The organism is Halothiobacillus sp. (genome assembly GCF_028710545.1).
Classification (GTDB): Bacteria; Pseudomonadota; Gammaproteobacteria; order Halothiobacillales; family Halothiobacillaceae; genus Halothiobacillus.
Map to the genome: position 1 here is coordinate 1 of NZ_JAQTTX010000050.1, position 17522 is coordinate 17522.

The 17522-nt window shown below is 53.7% G+C and carries 20 protein-coding genes; 4 read left to right on the plus strand and 16 right to left on the minus strand.

Going from position 1 to position 17522, the window contains the following annotated elements; translation table 11 throughout:
* The 14 genes from PHD44_RS10120 to PHD44_RS10185 all read right to left on the minus strand — a co-directional run.
* Positions 1-202: hypothetical protein (locus tag PHD44_RS10120; RefSeq protein ID WP_300191173.1), on the minus strand; the 202-nt coding region annotated here is incomplete at its 3' end.
* 11 nt (positions 203-213) lie between these two features.
* Positions 214-774, minus strand: a complete 561-nt coding sequence (locus tag PHD44_RS10125) for a hypothetical protein (RefSeq protein WP_300191175.1) — start codon at positions 772-774, stop codon at positions 214-216.
* Between the two features lie 27 nt (positions 775-801).
* Positions 802-1170: a hypothetical protein gene (locus tag PHD44_RS10130; protein WP_300191177.1), complete on the minus strand. Its 369-nt coding sequence runs from the start codon at positions 1168-1170 to the stop codon at positions 802-804.
* Positions 1171-1196: 26 nt separating this feature from the next.
* Positions 1197-1784: a hypothetical protein gene (locus PHD44_RS10135; protein ID WP_300191180.1), complete on the minus strand. Its 588-nt coding sequence runs from the start codon at positions 1782-1784 to the stop codon at positions 1197-1199.
* Positions 1785-1866: 82 nt separating this feature from the next.
* Positions 1867-2610 (minus strand): YkgJ family cysteine cluster protein, encoded by a 744-nt coding sequence (locus tag PHD44_RS10140; RefSeq protein WP_300191182.1) that lies wholly within the window; start codon positions 2608-2610, stop codon positions 1867-1869.
* A gap of 30 nt (positions 2611-2640) precedes the next feature.
* Entirely contained in the window at positions 2641-3072 is a 432-nt protein-coding gene (locus tag PHD44_RS10145) for a hypothetical protein (RefSeq protein ID WP_300191185.1), read from the minus strand.
* Positions 3073-3222: 150 nt separating this feature from the next.
* Positions 3223-3870 carry a hypothetical protein gene (locus PHD44_RS10150; protein WP_300191188.1) on the minus strand — a complete coding sequence of 216 codons (648 nt, stop codon included), beginning with the start codon at positions 3868-3870 and terminating at the stop codon, positions 3223-3225.
* Between the two features lie 35 nt (positions 3871-3905).
* Positions 3906-4325, minus strand: coding sequence for a hypothetical protein (locus tag PHD44_RS10155; RefSeq protein ID WP_300191190.1), 420 nt, complete (start codon positions 4323-4325; stop codon positions 3906-3908).
* 286 nt (positions 4326-4611) lie between these two features.
* Positions 4612-5055: a hypothetical protein gene (locus PHD44_RS10160; protein WP_300191192.1), complete on the minus strand. Its 444-nt coding sequence runs from the start codon at positions 5053-5055 to the stop codon at positions 4612-4614.
* Positions 5056-5064: 9 nt separating this feature from the next.
* On the minus strand, positions 5065-6081 hold the full coding sequence (locus PHD44_RS10165) for a hypothetical protein (RefSeq protein ID WP_300191194.1): 1017 nt from the start codon (positions 6079-6081) through the stop codon (positions 5065-5067).
* Between the two features lie 33 nt (positions 6082-6114).
* Positions 6115-6648: a hypothetical protein gene (locus tag PHD44_RS10170; protein ID WP_300191196.1), complete on the minus strand. Its 534-nt coding sequence runs from the start codon at positions 6646-6648 to the stop codon at positions 6115-6117.
* A gap of 3 nt (positions 6649-6651) precedes the next feature.
* Positions 6652-8958, minus strand: a complete 2307-nt coding sequence (locus tag PHD44_RS10175) for a ferritin-like domain-containing protein (protein ID WP_300191199.1) — start codon at positions 8956-8958, stop codon at positions 6652-6654.
* A 110-nt stretch (positions 8959-9068) separates the two neighbouring features.
* On the minus strand, positions 9069-9545 hold the full coding sequence (locus PHD44_RS10180; RefSeq protein ID WP_300191201.1) for a hypothetical protein: 477 nt from the start codon (positions 9543-9545) through the stop codon (positions 9069-9071).
* Positions 9532-10881, minus strand: a complete 1350-nt coding sequence (locus tag PHD44_RS10185) for a hypothetical protein (protein ID WP_300191204.1) — start codon at positions 10879-10881, stop codon at positions 9532-9534. Before PHD44_RS10185 ends, PHD44_RS10180 begins: the two co-directional genes overlap by 14 nt.
* 141 nt (positions 10882-11022) lie before the next feature.
* On the opposite strand from PHD44_RS10185, the gene PHD44_RS10190 reads away from it, so the two are divergent.
* Both PHD44_RS10190 and PHD44_RS10195 read left to right on the plus strand, forming a co-directional pair.
* Positions 11023-12933 carry a hypothetical protein gene (locus tag PHD44_RS10190; protein WP_300191207.1) on the plus strand — a complete coding sequence of 637 codons (1911 nt, stop codon included), beginning with the start codon at positions 11023-11025 and terminating at the stop codon, positions 12931-12933.
* Between the two features lie 355 nt (positions 12934-13288).
* Positions 13289-13504, plus strand: coding sequence for a hypothetical protein (locus PHD44_RS10195; RefSeq protein ID WP_300191210.1), 216 nt, complete (start codon positions 13289-13291; stop codon positions 13502-13504).
* 310 nt (positions 13505-13814) lie between these two features.
* Here PHD44_RS10195 and PHD44_RS10200 read toward each other — a convergent pair whose 3' ends face one another.
* Together PHD44_RS10200 and PHD44_RS10205 are read right to left on the minus strand one after the other, a co-directional pair.
* Positions 13815-14171 (minus strand): J domain-containing protein, encoded by a 357-nt coding sequence (locus PHD44_RS10200; protein ID WP_300191212.1) that lies wholly within the window; start codon positions 14169-14171, stop codon positions 13815-13817.
* A 92-nt stretch (positions 14172-14263) separates the two neighbouring features.
* Complete coding sequence (locus PHD44_RS10205) at positions 14264-14851, minus strand: hypothetical protein (protein WP_300191215.1); 588 nt, start codon at positions 14849-14851, stop codon at positions 14264-14266.
* 223 nt (positions 14852-15074) lie between these two features.
* On the opposite strand from PHD44_RS10205, the gene PHD44_RS10210 reads away from it, so the two are divergent.
* Complete coding sequence (locus tag PHD44_RS10210; RefSeq protein WP_300191218.1) at positions 15075-15317, plus strand: hypothetical protein; 243 nt, start codon at positions 15075-15077, stop codon at positions 15315-15317.
* Positions 15317-16288, plus strand: a complete 972-nt coding sequence (locus PHD44_RS10215; protein WP_300191221.1) for a phage integrase N-terminal SAM-like domain-containing protein — start codon at positions 15317-15319, stop codon at positions 16286-16288. Before PHD44_RS10210 ends, PHD44_RS10215 begins: the two co-directional genes overlap by 1 nt.
* The last annotated feature ends 1234 nt before the right edge of the window (positions 16289-17522 follow it).

The following is a 17522-nucleotide window of genomic DNA, read 5'->3' on the forward strand; positions in this document are numbered from 1 at the left end:
CTATCAGCACTTGTTCTCCATGGGGCGCAGTGACCGTGCCGTCGGCTTTTCTGACCACTGCCGCATAATACCCCGCAAAAAAGTTGTCCCCACTACCCGCCAGAGATATCCGGCACTGGGTAGGGGACACGACGGCGGTCACCCTGGCGTACTGCGATAGCAGTCCTTTATCTAACCCGGGTACAGATCCGATATCTGCCATGGTAATCCCCCTTAATCTTGTTCAACTGTGAAGTAGGCGATCTCATTCGCGATCGTGAAGCTGACATACAACTCCTTGGAGTTTTTGATCCGGTAGGATACGGCTTCGTTGGCTCGCAGCGGCCAGCTCTGAAGAGGGTGGACCGAAGACGAGACCGAAAATCCCACTCTGACCAGGCCGGCATTGCCGGGATCCCCTTTGATTACCAGGGACCGGCCTTCCGGTATCTCTATCTCCGGGAGCCTGTAGGGAGTGTTCGCCAGCGTGCCCTGTGTCGCGGCCACGGTCATGCTCTGATTGTTGGGGTATTCCGGTGGAACGGCGAGTCCCCCCTCCCCATTAATACCCTTAAGGGCCTCTAATATCTGGCTGAGCAGTTCCAGCTTGTCCTCGATGCCGACCGAGGAGGTGGCGATTGCGGCCAGCAGCGTCATTGCGGCTTCATCCAGGGCGAGCGTTCCAGAGGCGCTGGCCCTGGAGGGCTTCAGCAGCATGGCTACGGTAGCAGCCAGGGTCGAACTGCCGATTATGATACCCAGTTTCTCAACATTTTTGGCTTTATCGTCTGCCATATCACACCTCTATTTATCTCGGTCAGTCTACCCCACCTCTTCCACGATGGCCTGAAGATCCAGACTAGTGCCGATGGCCAGTGCATCCGCGAAGACAGTCATATCGGCAAAATGCTCGACGCCGCCCAGGTCGAATTCCTCGTCCATATTATTTAAAATTCGCTTGGCGGGCATGGTTGCCGCAAAAGCACCGCCGGCGCCGGTGCCGATATTGACCCAGGTGTCCCCGGCCGCATTGTTGCGGACCTTCAGTTTCAAGGCCTTGAATGACTTCGTGCCGAGTTGCTGATTAAAATTGCTGACCTGATATACGGCTGCCGCAGCGGCAGCACCGGCAGCAGCCAGGTTAACTACGGCTCCCTGCCGTACGATGCCCTTTCTCAGTTCGGTTAACATACTATTCCTCCCTTTAATACTCTGTATTATGCCCAGCCGGCGCAGATTACCGGGACCGCGAATATCTCCTCGGCCGCCAGTTTGTCCAAAATGGTCTGGTTCTTGACTTCTTCAACACGGTAGCGATAACCGGTGGCTATGATCCGGATCGCGTTCAGTGGATAGTCAGAGTAGTTCATGGCCTCCAGTGCCGGCCGTTCATCTTCCCAGACGCAAATCTCGGTGCTTACCAGGGTCGGGTCGCGGTGAACGATATCCGGGGTAATTCCCACTGAAACATTCTTGAGCTGCCACTTGGCGACACCTGCGGGTAGGTACAGACGGATCTGTGCAGGGTCCTCCGGGTACCAGCGGAATTGCCCGAACTCCTCATCCTTCATGTCCAGGAGGGTGACGTTGAACTTGGCGCCCTGGGTCTGCGCAGCCAAGGCCGCAGCTCCGGCGCCAATGGGATTGCAGAGATCGATGCACTGAAAGGGAGGAATGGCCTCATAGTCAGTGACTTTCCGGAAAAAATCTCTTTTGTAGGCGTAGATGTGAACGTAATAACCTTTTCTGGCGATAGGCTCCATCGCCAGGGCCGCTTTGTAGGCGGCAGTACTGGTATCAGACATTTCCCTTCTCCTTTTTCTCACTCACATCAGAGTGGAAATAATATTCTGTTGTTAAGCCGGCTGAAATCCCGGCTCTGGCTTGTTACATACGGCCCGCCTTGGCCACAACCAGGTCGGGGCTGATCCCGGCACGCAGCGCGTCCAGGTCAGGTTGCCAGAACAGGCAAACCTCGTAATCTACCCCGATTACCTTAGCGCTGGCGACCTGGTTGTCGAGTACCAGTTGTTTAAATTTAACGGGCTCGACGGCCCGGTACAGTAGAGTGGGCACGAAACTGGCGATCCCCCACTCTTGATTCTTGGCCTTGCATTCCGCCCAATATTCGATCATACGTTGTCTTAACCGGGGCGATATTGCGATCTGGTGCTGAGTTAAGGTCTCTCCCCTCCCGGCCGGGCGAGGACATTCTTCTACTGCCGACAGGGTGACTCCCCTGGCCATGCAGACCAAAGGCCGCACTTCGTGAATCAGGCACGCCCTCTTTTCATCCAGGAAGGGGCACTGGGTAAGCCGCAGGTCCAGCCATTCCTGGTGAATACGAGGGGATGCAAGGCCTACCTGCATCCCCTCGTAACTCGCTGCCTCTTTGTGGTGTTCCAGGAGCCAGCCTTCAGCAATACTAACAGCCTTCTTGAGCCTATCGGTCCCCAATAGGACCGATACGGCATTGATGGCCTCGATCGTACGCCAGTAGGGCACGTTGTGCATGCAGCACTGGCCGCAGCCAGAAATGCAGGTCTCCACCCCGATAGACTGCTTCAGCATTGTATCGGCGGCCTCGAACCCACTCTGGATCTGATGTAGCTCGCGTAAGGCTTTAATCACGTCCGACTCCTTTTCGTCTTCCGCACTCTGTTAAAGGGCCAGAGAGTAGAGTGCTGAAACACCCACTACCTTGGCTGCTGCGCCGCCGGCGCGTCCGGAAGTCTGGGCGCCCCCTGCTCTCCATTTCGGGTAGGGCAGTGGGAGGAAGCCCAGGTTGGCGGTGACAGCGGTGGGGTCAAGCCGGGCCTCGTAGAAGGTACCGGTGGCCGGAGTGGCGTTGCCGATCTGTATTTCGAAGATCTGAGCGACGCCGAAGGTGTCAACAAAGAAACCCCCGATCCAGTGCTCGGCAGCGATAGCGGCGGCCGCGATGATATCCGCGGCTGCGCCCCAGGCTCCAGCGCCGGAAGTCAGCACTGCGCCGACAGCGGGAACGCCAGTGGTAGCGGGCCAAAGAAGCCAGTTAGCTCCGCTGTGCCCTCGAATTGAGTTATGGACACTCTTGGTATACTGGTCAGCCATTTTTCATACCTCCTCTAAATTTTGGAGGACCTCCTCCATCCTTGAAATTGGCTGTGCTCGATAGTCTGTTTGCTTGGTGCGATCCACGCCCTCCAGAGAGAGCGAGAATATGGGGAGGGTGTACACCCTCCCCATGGTTAAAATGGTTTATTAGGCGATTACCTGGCCGGCGTTTTCAAAGAGATAGTTATGGATGTAAACGCGGGCTGCCGCACCGGTGGCAATGCTGGCGCGCACCTGAACGGCGAAGATATCCTGGGGATCAATAACAACCGGCTCAGAGAAGACAGCCACTGCATTCTCGGCAACTGCCAGCTCCTGCAAGTCGTACTGGGCCAAAATATTGCCGGCCGCGCCACCCTTGCGGATGATCAGCCGGGATACCGGGATGGGAACTGTTTCTACGCTGATGCCCCAAAGGACCAACAGCTTACCCTGGATTGTCTGCGGCGCAGGTACAGCCTGAAAACAGGAGTAGGGGTTGCCGACAACTGCCAGAGCGGCAGTCAGCCAGTCATCCAGACCGGTGGGGACCACCAGGTCGGTCAGGGGAGCGAGCTGCCGCTGGTCAATGGTTCTTGGCCAGAGGCCGCCGGCCAGATAGGTGGCTATAGCCCTAACCCGATCTGCCTTATTGTTAACAGGGATATTTTGGAGGGCCGGAATATCGGCGGCGATCTCTCCGATACCCTTCACCCCGCATCTCTCCAGTCCGGCCGACAGGGCCTTGACCTTATAATCCTTTTCCTCGGAAAAGGTCAACCTTTCCTTGAGTACGATATAATTCTTGCTAGCCATCAGTGTATACCTCCTTCTGGCTAAATTTTTATATTTTAGAACACCTGAGCTTGATTGAACTCCGGCTGATAGGACCTCTGGGTATTCATTCCGCCGGCTGCCAGGGCATTGTTGGATCTGCGAGCGGTCAGTATGCGGGTAGCCTCAGCAACTGCTCTGGACCCCCCGGTTGACGCGCCCTCCATGGTGCCGATCACTTCCCGGGCGAAAATCGGCAGGTAGAAGAAGAATCCGTGGGAAACATTCTCAGCCCAGCTTTCGTATCTCCGCATCCAGCCGAAAGCGCTCATCAGGGTAGCGATCAACCCTACGCCGAGATAGGTCCAGGTGGAAAACTTCTTCCAGGTATCCGCAGCCGCGAGTTTCCCTTCGCTGATGCGTTTCTCATCCCACCATTGGGTACCGGTCACCAGACCGCCGTAAACCAAACTGCCAGTGTCTTGAATTCTAAGCATTTTGCACCTCCTTATATTGATCTTCCCTCCGATCGACCCTACCTTGCGGAGGAGGGGAGCACCGGGTTAAACGAAAGCGGGGCGAGCCGCCGATCGCAAAATCGCCGGTGCTCGCCCCGCTATTGAACTAATTCCTAAATTCTTAAGGTTGGTGGAGATTTTGGCTAAAAAGAAAAGGGGGGGTGAAGTCCCTGTGCTTTCCTAGCCAGAAACCTCCACCCCCCCTCAAATTAACTATACTTTACATATTCGATTTAGGTTTGTCAAGAGGGAATTTTATCCCCTGTTAGCGCTTGCCGAAAAGCGCGGCTACCGCCACGAGCGCTATTCCTGCGCCAACAAGCCATCCCCTGCGATCCTTCATCTCCACCGGCTCTTCAGGATCCCCGGGATCCTCCGGGTCTTCCGGATCTTCCGGGTCCTCGGGCTCCTCCTCCGCGAGGGTTCGCTTTGACCAGTTGTAGACATAGATGGATCCCTCTTTCAAGTACACATTGTCCAGGACGTAAGAAGAGAGGGCATCGTCGGCATCCGGAGTAGAACCCGGGTTAGAGGAATAGCCCACCATAACCACCTGGGGATAGGTCTGGCCGCCCGGATTAAATCCGGTGTACGTCGTGGTCTTTGCCAGGGTGGCACTCGAACTCACCATATGTCCATCACTTTTGATGAAAGCAACGATCCAGCTTTTCACGCTGGAAGGGACACTCTTTACTTTCAGGTAGATCATAACACCCTCCTATATCCGGCGGCGCACCGCCTTGATGGTATGACTTACGGCATCGGTTATCCGGAACAGAACGGGATTGCCGTTGCCGATATTATTGCCGTCCAGCGCCCAGTGATCGAAGACTGTCCCGGTCTGGTTCCAGGCGTCATAGCACTCCAGTACCACTTCATCGCCGATGTCGAAGAAGATATCCGGGTGATCGCCGACCGTCCAGTTGTATTTCTCCACTCCGTTGACCTTGATGGAGATCACGGTCAGGCAGTTGCTCCCGGCGTTCACCGTAGAAAATATCCAGTGCGCCTTGGCGGAGGATTGAACAAAGACCGCTTTAAGCGTGCAGTCTATATTTTTAACCAGGTTGGGATTTATGTTGGCCGCATGCATTAACTCGGCCGTGCCCTCCCAGTGGTCAAAGGCCCAGCCGGGACGCTCAACGACCTGGACCTCGATCCAGTCATAGTTTTCCCCGCTCTCAATGGTGCCGACTTCGGACCCGTACGTTCCGCCCCTGGTAAAATAGCCGCTGCCGGATGGAGAGACGCTGTAGTTTATCCTGGAGATCTTGGTGGTAACATTGATAATGCCGGTCCGGGTCTTCTCCGCAACCGTTCGGGCTCCTGCCACATCCCAAACCCGCGCCTTGACATCCCAGGGCGAATGGATGCTGCCGGTAGCGCCTGTCAGATCAACGGTAACCGTCCAGCTGTAGCTCTTCCAATCGGCCGATTTGGATACGGCGTAATTCTTGTACCCACTGTCCCCGGTTAAAGAGGCAAAAGGCACATGACCGATATCCACGATCACTCGCATGGTGCCCGAGGGTCCCTTATGCTGGAAGCTGCCCTTGATGGTCACCTGGCTCTCTGCCATTACAGTCTGTATCCCGCTGGCAATCATCAGATCCTGGAACATATGATCTTCAGGAACCGGACCGCCCCCACCCCCGCCGCGCTTGATATACTCATACAGACCGTAGCCAACCAGACCGAGCCCGGCTGCCAGTGCAACTTTCGCGCCATTATCCATCAGTACATCTCCTTGTACTTCACGGTGCGCTCCTTACCAGACGAATTCCGGATTTTTTAAATACTGGTCATAATCCCCGCGAGAAACCTGGTCTACTATTGCTGCCGCCATGGAGCCGATCACTTCCTCGTGCCTCTCCTCACCATCCCCTTTGCCAGTCTGATGATGGGACATTTCGTGAATGCAGGTACTTACTGCCTGGCTGCCGGCCTCCAGTTGATCCGTGCTGATATAAACGTTTTGATCATGACGGCCATACATGCCGGCGGTTCGAACTCGATCGCTGGCCGGCGGGATCTCCGCGGCATGAATATCTCTCACTCGCGCATTGCGATGGTTGATCTCCCGGATGAGGGAGAGCGTCGCCATCTGCCGGGGAGTGAGTTGAGCGTCCGGAACAATCTTTACCCGGGCTAACTTCTCCTGGGATTCGCTTATCAAATCAGCATCCGTCCGAAGACTGCCGGCATTTTCCGGTAAGATATCTACCGGTTCATACCCCAGATGCCGCACGGCCTTGTCCCAGCGGGGATCGGTCCGGATGCAGGCGTTGGTTGGAATATCCATCGCTTACCCCCTCGCCCTCTGGATAGCTTCCTGGAAAGCCTGGTCCAGTTTATCTTTATAGCCGCTGACCGCTATGGTCTCGGCCATGAACTCCGCGGTGACCGGTTCGTATTTGAGAGCCCCGCCTAATTCGGTCAGTCGCTGCCCGAATTCTTCAGCATGATGTTCTTCCTCTGCGGCCACGTGCCGGTACAGATCGGCAGTTGTCTGGTCCCCCATCTCATCCGCCATATCGGCAAAATCATGATACATAGCGATAGCCTCTTTTTCGTCTCGGACGCTCTCTATGAGATTTTGTGTATGCTCACCTGGCTTAAAATCACGGACAGCAGGTGACATGTATTTATACAGCACGAATCCCCCCTCCCAGGGCCGGATGAGGATCTTACAGTGCTTCAGCCCGGCTGCCGCCTCTTCGGCTTCCTTGCGGGTGGGAAAATTAATATGCCTGCGATAGACCACACCCTCGACCTCAATGAAATCCAGAGGCGGGGTCTTCATCCAGCCATGGACAGTGTCCGGGACAAATACCTCCTTTTCCTCATCCCAGGTCAAAGGGTGCTCATAAACTACATAGCCGCCTTCCCAGGGTTTCACCAGGATTTTACTGGGGGAACCGGAACCTCTTAAACCCTCAGCCTCTTCCTCAGCCTCCATCCGGGTGGGAAACGTCATGTGAACGTAGTATTGCAATCCGTTGTGCTCGATCGGGGAGGGTGGATTGGTGGTCATGTACCCTGTAGCTGTCTTTTTGCTCGGGGTTAAACCCTCAAACAACCCAGGGTGCTCTTCTTTAAAATAATCGACTATCCAGATTTTCCGGTCCTGTCGGAGCTCATTCCAATCGAAGAATCTTTCGGACGGGAAATAACCGATATGGATAAGGATTCTCTCACGCTCTTTCTCGCCGCTCTTGTCCCAGGTCTCCTTCGCTTTCTGGAATTCAGTCTGCACCGTGGCCGGGAAATACAGACCTTTAATATTGCGGATTCGCTTGTAGGGCGTGTACTCAACGAGAGTGATCGCAGGCCGGTCGGGGTCCCTACCCTGGTCCACCTCTTCTTTCCGTGCTACGCCTAGCAGCTTCTCGGCTTCGGCAATGCTGATGCTCTGCTTGGCCTCCTTATAGCCGAACTGCTTCCAGTATCCGGTTTGGGCGTCATTCCAAATCTGGATCGTGGACTCGCCGGCCCCTTTCGCTTTAGCAAGGATATCCAGGGCAGTTCCCTGCCTCTCATAACTAAAATCGGGCGTAAAATAATAGCCGCTGTTGAAGTTGGTCAATGCATAGATGTATTTCCGCTTCTGCCTAGTTGCCGGCAGGTTCTCTAAAAGAGGCGTGCAGTCCGGCAAATCAACCACAGAAGGGAGATACTCCTTAGGATTCAGCCGCCCCCCATAGACGGTAGAGCTGCGGGCCTTGACCACCTTCACCATGTAATAGCACGCGACCTCTTTGACTTCACCGTTAAGCGTGAAGCGGCATTTCCGTGCCTTGCGATTCGTCTCGATCAAGAAAGGCTCCGTTTTTCCCGTCTCAATGCTCTGGTCAAAGATTACCTTTTCGAGCTGGGGAACCTTTTTAACGGCATTCTCCAGAAGCGAAAAGGGGACGCCGTCGGCAAAGTTATTATTAATATCCTGCACATCCGATATCAGCCAGGTCTTAATAACTTTGGTGGTATGATCAATCTCGTCGTCATAGGCCAGCAGCAACCAGATGCCGGCAGTCGGCAGAGATAGTTTGAGGTCCCCCGAGGGGATATCGATGTCTTTAATTTTAGTCCCTGACACAGTTGCCGGGATGTTATTCAGAGTGACGGTGCTGGGAAGATAAGGTACCCGCCCCCCACGCTCCAGGTATCTCTCGGCCGGCCGCCGCAAAAGGGCAATGCTGACAACCATAATGCCGCCGGCGACCAGGAGGATCGGCATAATGGCCTTACTGATATCCCCGACCTTCGTGATCCCGTAAGCTATAATGCCGATTGTGGCCAGAGGGGTTAGCAAGGGGATCAAAACCTGCCATTGTCCGGTAGGGATCCCGGCTCCCAAGTAGTTGGACCGGGGGGTGCTCCCGGAGAGTGTGAAGCTGGTAGTCGGCACTCCAGACTGCAAACTGACTTCAGGAAAAGTCATGGCAAAGCCTGCCTGCTCCGCATTAAGAACCAGGCTGGCCAGATCCGCTTCGGTGGGGATATCCTCGGTGCAAATGTTTAGCTGCAATGCCCCGCCCCCGGCGATATACTGCTCCAGTGCTTCGATATCAGTGGCAAGTTGGTCGAGTGTGAAACCGACGATTTCTGTCATTCCCCACCTCCGCGCATCCTCAAAGAAAAAGAGGACGAACTAAAGAGCTCGCCCTCTTTTTTAAATTAACTACACTTTACATATCCGACCCGAGTTTGTCAATACCCCTATCAAGCATTGCAGAACGGGCACACCTGGCTCTGGTCCAGGTCACTCTTTTTGATCGGGACAGTCTTGCCGCATTTATCGCAGGTGGCTATAACCGTCGCCGCATCCGGCTCGGCTGCCGGCGTCCCTGTGGTGACTCGCATGTTCTCCGGATGATCCAGGCACTCGATGAAGTAATTGCGCAATTCCCCCAGGTAGACCCCGCCTTCATAACCCAGGGAGTTGATATGGTCCGCCAGCTCCGGGCTGGCTTCGGCGATAAACTCAAAAAACATCGGAAAGGGAATGGCCTTAATACCCCCTTTATAGGGAATGCAGTTGTTTACCCACTCCTCTTTCAGTGCCGGAAACTCTCCGTTCTGGATCATGGACTTCAGCTCTTCCAGGGAGTTTTGTCCCAGCCACTCCCGAAAGCCTTTTACAAAATCTTTACGCTTGTTTCGCAGGAACATGAAAAAGAAGGCCTCACTCATTCCCATTGGGAGCCTCCTTCCTGGACGAGAGGTAATCCTGAGCCCCCTTCAGCACGTCCGGGACGGCCTTTGACACCGATTTAATGAGGTCCTGGCGGCTTTGGTGAGCTTCCTCTTCGCGGCGCCGCCTGTCTCTCCAGTCCTCAATCTTAAAGTAGGCGTCCAGTTGAGCGATATTCAGGACTGGACCCGGTTCCCCGTTGGCTCCCGGTAGAGCGATGCCGGCAGGGGCAGGAGTTTGCGCCGGAGAATCGCGGTAGATAACAATGGGTTGTCCGGGAGGTGCTTCAATCGGCTTACCGTCCTTATCCAGGTAGATCACCTTCTGCGGTGGAAGAGCGGGATTCTGTCCGGGCTTAACTACGACCCCCAGGGAGACCAGGGCATTAACCAGTGCCATAATCTGATCCACCTGACTTGTTAGCCCGGCTGAACCCTGCGCCGGCGTTGCGGCTGCGCCGACCTGGACAACTGTAGGCTTGCCCGGGTCCACCTCTTCCACGGAAGATGTGCCATCGGGATTCATTTTGATCAGATAGCTTCGCGGCGGCGTGGCGCCTCCACCCTCCTCTGCTTTCTGTGCCTTGACGAACTCCATGATCTTCAAAGCCTGGTCAATGGAATCCGGCTGCGGGCCGGAGTTGGCGGCAACAACAGACCGAGACCGAGAGGCGAGGAACTGCCGAGAGAGATCCTTGGCATCGTCGTAGGTATAATCACCTTGCCCTTCTCCGACCCAGAGGGGCAGGCCGGTTGTTTGATCGATGATATGAGTCATTTTTGAGCGGAAGGTTTTGCCCTCGGTCACCTGGCCGTCCCTCCCGACTCTGGAGCCAGTCATCTTCTCTTCCAGTTCTGGAGGGATCGCTTTCTTAAGATAGCTGCCCCAAAAAGCCACCCAGCGGTTGGCCAAGTCCGGGGAGATATTGGCCTGGATCAGAGCTGCATGGACCCATTCCAAATCATGGAAGTCGCCGGCCCAAACATGGTCACAGGTCGCCTTCAGGAGAGGCTGGTTGCTGATACCGGACTGCCGGCCCAGCTGCATGAACTTCTGGTACTCGCTAATGACCGCTACCGGCTCATCGGAGGCCCTTAAAACCTCGTCCGGAGGCCGCTCATCTTCGTCCTGTGCCTGCTGTAGGCTTTGACGCCCGACTTCCGTGATCTCCCAATTCTTGCTATCGTCCTGAAGGACCAACGGGGGATTAGCTTTCTGCATGCGCTGAAGCTGAGTAAAGAAATTCCCTTGAGGCTCGCCGATGATAGAGGATAACTGTTTGAGAGAGATTGCTCCACCCTGGGCATTCAGGACGCTGAGGACCTTTTCCTTGGTAGCCACACCACCACCTCCACTTTATACTTAACCATAACATACAACAACGTAAAGAAAATGTAAATATCCCGCCAGTTATTGACAAACAGTAAAGCGGCTTATATTATGAGGCTTAAGCGGTAGTTGTTCGCCCTGCGAGGGCGTGGATTGAAACATTACGGTAAACAAAACAGGGTGGAGGTGAAGGACGTGGGTATAAACTGGTTAGCTGCGGCAGCTTACTTAGTCGAAAGAATCCCCTTCGAGAAAATGTTATCCCGACCGAAGGACAAGTCCGAATACATGGCCGAACTGAAAGAAATCCTCAAGGAGTCGCAAAAGAGTACTCCAGCCCCTAACAAGGTAGAAGTGAAGGCCAGCGCCAACTCCACCTCCAACGTGACCACGAAAGAAACGGTAGATTACCAGAACCGGGAGATGGGGAAGGTTCTTATCCAGATGGAACGTCATGCAGCGCAAGGACTGAGGATCGCCGGCAAGCCGTGTGACTGTTTAAGCAAGCATATGGTGGACCTGGAGGCTTTAGCCGAAGAAACAATCACCATGGTATCCAACCCGGAGATCTACCTCCAAATAATCGACTGGGTTAGAAGCATCGCCCCTAAGACCACGGTCGAGGCCAACGAAAGCGGACTCTACGCTCAGGAATATCCGGTGATCGCTCGCCAGGCCCGGGACTTCCGGAAGGAACTCTTGGGGACTCTGGATTACAAGGTGCTCTTCAACTGGGACAAAACCCTGGAGGATATCCACAAGGAAAAAACCGCCGGCAAGAAATCCCCGCGCCGGAAGAAGATTACCGAGATGAAGATACCACCCGAACTGGCCCAGGAAAACCCGTTCGCACCTGATACGATAATACCAGATGCGGCAGAAACCCCGGAAAATATGCATAAAAATATGCCAGAAACTAAAGTCATAACAAAGAACGTTGAAGGTATTGGTGGGGTTGATGCAGGCATAGCTGACAACATCAAATATCTGAATGACCATGGATTTAAGACAGCACAAAGTCACTCAGGTTTAAGCTCTGACCACATCGGTAGAGGTACCGACGAAGGATACATAGCTTTCTTCAAATCCGATCTCACACCCGAGAAGATAAGGGTGCTTAAAAATGCTGCCGAGAGAGCAAATCTGACCTGGGACGAAGATGAAATATTTTTCCAACCTGCAATTACTGTTAGAACTGCCAAGTTAAAGAGCGGAAAGGGATATTACGAGGTATTGAAGGAAGCAAATATAGAATCAGGATTGGAACCAGGAAAGCCTGATTTTATGGATAAACTAAAGGTGCGTGAAACATTAATGCGGCAGAAACTAAGCCAAAACGGCGGTTATTTATTTACAACTGATGCGGAGAACAAGGCTGCATTTGACCAGTTTATCCGGAATTTGAATACTTTACAAAACCTCCCCAAAAATGCGGAGTACTTGACAGGCGTGCCTCCGCAGCCTCAGGTAAAGGTTAAACAACCGAAGGAAACTGAGGATAAGCTGATATGGTACAAAGAACCAGGCGGAGCTATTCAGGCCGACGCAGTGGAATTTCCTACCAATAAAAGACACTTTGTGATTGAAGTCTATAGGGATATTGAGACTGGCGGATGGAATTGGCTTGTGCAAGATGGGCAAAGGGGCTGGAACTGGCACGGTTTAGCAAAAGACCAGGATGAAGCTACTTATATCGCCGCCAATAGCTGGTATACCGGTGTGGATCCAACGGCAAAAGATGATACGAAAGAGCCGGAAGGTGATACGTCTCTTGCCCCCAACGGTACCGCTTGCCCAAATCTCCAGACCATGACCGAATGGGTACAGAGTGAAGATACGGCAAAATGCCGGGAGTGTATGCTAACTATTACCGTCCCCTGGTACTACGAAGAGCTGGAGGCCCAGGGAGAAAAAGAGCTGGCCGAAGGCATGGAAAAGGTCCAGCAGGAGGGCGATCCGGTCAAGGTGGCCGCCGCCCTGGATCAGATCAAGGAACAGGTGAAACCGGAGGTTAAACAGCGTCTTTTGGAGTTTGACTGCGCAAGCCAGAGCTTTGAGATATAGGCCGCCGATGGGGTTTAACCTCAGGCATATACAGCGTCATGTCTGTTTCCGATTCACAGTCAGGACAGCGCAGCTTCACCCCGTCCAGACACTTCGCGGCTAACCCGCCCATGGAGAGGATTACCAGGTAGGCGCCCCAGGATATCTTGGCGCCGGTGAACTCGCTGAACAAATCCTTGCTCTGCTTGATGAAGATGTACTCTTTATCCGTAACCCAGATCGTCTTCCCTTTCCCTGTCCCCACCACGTTCCCCTGAAGCTAAACTAAGTTTTCCCTATTATACATCTACAGGGTGGTATCGACAATCATTAATGTCTCTTGCATAATGTAATCAAAAATCAGAGGAGGAGTCAGATGAAACTTAATCTACAGGGTATCGAAGTCAAGGCAGCTCGGGTTCTGGTTGGGATGAAAGGCCATCGCCCCAGCGCTTTCAACGCCTGCGTCGCCGGTCAGTTGAAAGGCCAGAAATATCAAAAGCCGCCCGTCGGCATGGGTGGCCGCCATAACGCAGAAGTCCGCCGGAATTTTATCTCTGCGGTAAATTCCTGCAAAGGCAAAAGAACCTAAGCTCGCCGGTCGAGTTTAGCTAAATATCGCTGAACACGTGAAGCCAGCTTTTTATCTTTACAATTATTTATGAGTGGAGTAAGGCTGGCTTCCTGTTTTACCAGCTTCTCTTTCTGGGCATGGTGGCAGTCCCGGCAAACTCCGCGAATAAAACGAACATCCTCCCGGCCGCACTTTGGACAGGGTTGGCCGGCAGCTAATTCCCAGTCTCGTTGATTCACACCCTTACCCTTCTTCTTTCGTCCGTGCCGGGACACAATCCGAAGGTCCGGATCGACGGCACGCAGACGGCGCCGCAGCTCCGGGTCCATTACTTCGGGACACCCCTTTCCTTGCAGACGGCATCGTAGGCATTATTGATGCGGGCCGCCTTGTCCGCATCCGGAGTACTGGTATCCGGGTGGCAATCCTTGAGCTGTGCTTTCCAGGCTGCTTTAACCACGGCCGAGGGAGCGTCGGGATTTACTCCCAGCACCATGTAGGGCATTATCCGAGCGATCTCCTCTGGATCCCGGGGTGGCTGCATGGCTACCCGGTGAATGATATCCTCGCCGAAGAGCTCCAGTCCCCGCGCAATGACCTCATTTAACCTGCGGCCGGTGGCAATCTTGCAAACATCATCCGCAGTCCGCAGAGCTTTTAATAGCCCGGGTGTCTTCCTTGGCATGGTGACCTCCTCTGGTGCAACTAATATTATTACAGCCATTAATATAATGACAGCCCTTTTATCATGCCTCCGCTAATAATATTAGCAGGGAATTACCAGTGAATATGGTCCAGGCTGCCGGCCCCCTCCAGTACCCTCTCCACCGGTTTAAGGTCAAAGAGCTTCAAGCCGGCCTGCGTGGAAAAACAATACTTATCATTGAAGATAGCGTACAGCTCGTATCGGCCTTGCACTGGCATCTCCGGAGGGGCTGTCGCTTCGATTATGCGGTCCGTGCCGTCCTCGCCATCTACTAAAACGAACATATGACCTTCTCTCCTGCCATGGATCGTCCACATGCCGACCGCGCAATAGACCTTTTCCGGAGGGATATATTTTCGGAGGATGCTGCACAGGAGGATCGAAAGGTCGTCACAGTCGCCAGCCTGAAGTTCCAGGGTTTCGTGCGGAGTCCGCCAGTAATCTCCCTCTTCCCTGGCATACTGAGCAAAGGAATACACAAAAGCATGGGAGGCCTCAAGGAAATCCGGGGCCTGATAGAGGATATCGGCCAACTCCTTTACCTCCGGGTCGTCCGGCTGGACCAGGTGCCGGACGGGGATATGCAAATGTTTGTACCTGACATCGGCTGCAAGATCGAAGTACTGTCCCAGTTGTCCTACCAAACGCTGACTGGCCACCTCCACACCCCCTAAACAAAAAGAGCGAATCTTATCTAATAAGACTCGCCCCTTACCTTGCCATTATTATACCATAGCGGGTCAACTAACTTGACATAGCCGGAAAAGTGTATAGAATTAACTTGATACTTCGAAACGCCGGCGGGCATCACTCCGGAGTCCATAAGTGTCGCTCTCCACGCGAGAGCGTGGATTGAAACAATACGGTAGGGAGGTGGGGCGGATGCTGGACCTCGACGAGATCGGCGCTCTGCAAACAATCGGTACTCAGAAAATCAACTCCTTGTCTGCGAAGGAATTGGGCCCCCTGGTAGGCTACTGCTCGCTGATCGGCAGCGATCTCTTAAAGTTCGCGGCTCAACAAAAGAAATCAACCGGCGAGGCCATAGTCAATGCCGTTCGCATCGGGATCGCCCTGGGACTGGAAACCCAGATCAAGGACGGTCAGATCCAGAGAAGGTACTGATGAACGCGGATAACAAGAAAAAGGTGGACCAGGCTGTAGAATTCTACCTGAAGCGGTTTAAGGACCGTCTGAACGGCACCCGGCGCAAGAAACCCCATACGGTGGAAGTCTACATGGGGATTGCCCGGGATTTCCTGGAATGGGTGGGAAAGGCCGAGGGAATAAATGCGGACGATGTTAGCAACTACATCGCCTATCTCAGGAACCAGGGACAGGCGGAAGTCACGCTAAAGGGAAAAATGTCCCGGCTCAAAAAACTAAACTCCATCTGCGGCTTTTTCGAGTGGACCTTCGAGAGGGAGGATGTCCCCGCCGCCCCTCCGGATTATGAGGCAGTTGTGCAGACACTGTCTCCAGGGCAGATGGAGATGCTGATAGTCGCCCAGCATAAACTAACCGAGGCGGAAAGATTTTACCTGGCACTCTCCACGATCTACGGCTGCCGGCGCGAGGCCATGTGCCAGATCACCGTTCGCAATCTGACAGACGAAACGGTAACCATCCCCGGCGTGAAAGGCGGCCGGTCTATCAAGCACCTGATGCCGCCGGTAATTACACCGGTCCTGCTGGCCTATCATCCGAAACACCACTCCGGCGCAGCTCTCTCCTTAATGTTCCACCGGATCGCAGGGAAAGCGGGACTCGAAACCCCCAAAGCATTCAAAGGGCAGGGGATGGGCTGGCATTCGATCCGCCGAGGACTCACCACTATGGCGGAAATATTCGTCCCCAGGTGCAAGGACCCGGGTGGTAAAGACTATCTTCCCCAGTCGGTCTGGGCGGATTACGTCGGCTGGAGCAAGGTGGAGAAGGGCCGCCATTTCATGGGTTCCGGCATGGCCGGGCACTATGTGCACCAGGAGGCCTTAACTAGGGACCCGTACTGGCTGGACCGCTGCATCTATGCAGGGCACCCACTCCTGAAGGTGTGGAAAGCCGCTCTCAGGGCTCACCCTGTAAAGAAGTCCTGACCCGTTGACAAGCGTAAGCCCCGGTTGTAAATGCAGGCATGAAGCGAGAGTAAACTAATGATTGAGGTAAGACAATGCCCCGCTATTGTGAATGGAAAACAGTAATAATCGATGGCAAGCCGGTAAGAATACACGTCCAGTACTCTTCGGCTCCCAAGGTTGAGCCGTGCGACTACTGCCAGCGAAAGCACGAGTTTCTCTGCGACTTTGAAATATCTCCGGGTAAGACCTGCGATAAGAAGCTGTGCCGGCTGCATACCGGGAAGCTGTTCGGGGAGCCAGACAAGGACTATTGCCCGGACCATTATCAGATTATGAAGAGGGAGCAGATGAAGATCTGGAAGGACTCCCCCTTAGAATCTTAACACCTGTTAATATCAGGTTATTGATCCTTAATGGGAGTGGATATCGCCTTAATGGAAGTTATAACAATTTGGAACATCCGGATAAACTCCGGGAGAGTAGTACACCAGCTCCGCTACTTTGATCCGTCTGCCAGGGTAACCAACGGAATAACCAATTGCGGCCGGTGGCTGAACTGGAGAGACTTCCGGCTTACCATCTCCAAATCTAACTGTAAGAAGTGCCAGGAGAGCACTTACTGAAATATCACCTTAATGGGAGTCGTAAGTTATTAGCATGGGGGTGAATTCAGGACTAACCAGCGAGTTTTGCGGCGAGAGTCTACAGCTCACCGGCCCCCACCATAATCCGGTTATAAGTCATTAATGGCTGTTGGGACCGGTCCCTATATCCTTCTCGCCCCTGGATATCAGGTTATCGGACTTTAATGGCCATCCTAATCGGGTTATCATGCGTAAATGGGTGTGCATATCAAGTTATCGGATATCGACTGGTGTGCGCACCCATTAATTTTTAGATTGCCAGGCGTAAAGGTGTCCGACCCGGCTGGATCGCCGACCGGGGGATATAAGACCCTTCCGGCCGGCCCTATTTTGTCGCTGTCTAACGAAGCTGGATTTAATACTTCAGTCTCCCCCCCTGGATTGCTCGCCTAACCCCGTCAGCTAAACGGCCCTACGTCAAAGTGAGCGTAAAAACGTACTTGATATACTCCGAAGTTTATCAAGTTTAGCCTCAAAAACAGGCATGATTATATAGGGGAGTGGTACCCCTATTCCGGGGGTGGTACCCTCCCCGGAAAGGGTTGAATCCGGGTAATCCGAGGCTAAACACCAACAAAACGCATACTTTATGTTATTGAAATTTTAAC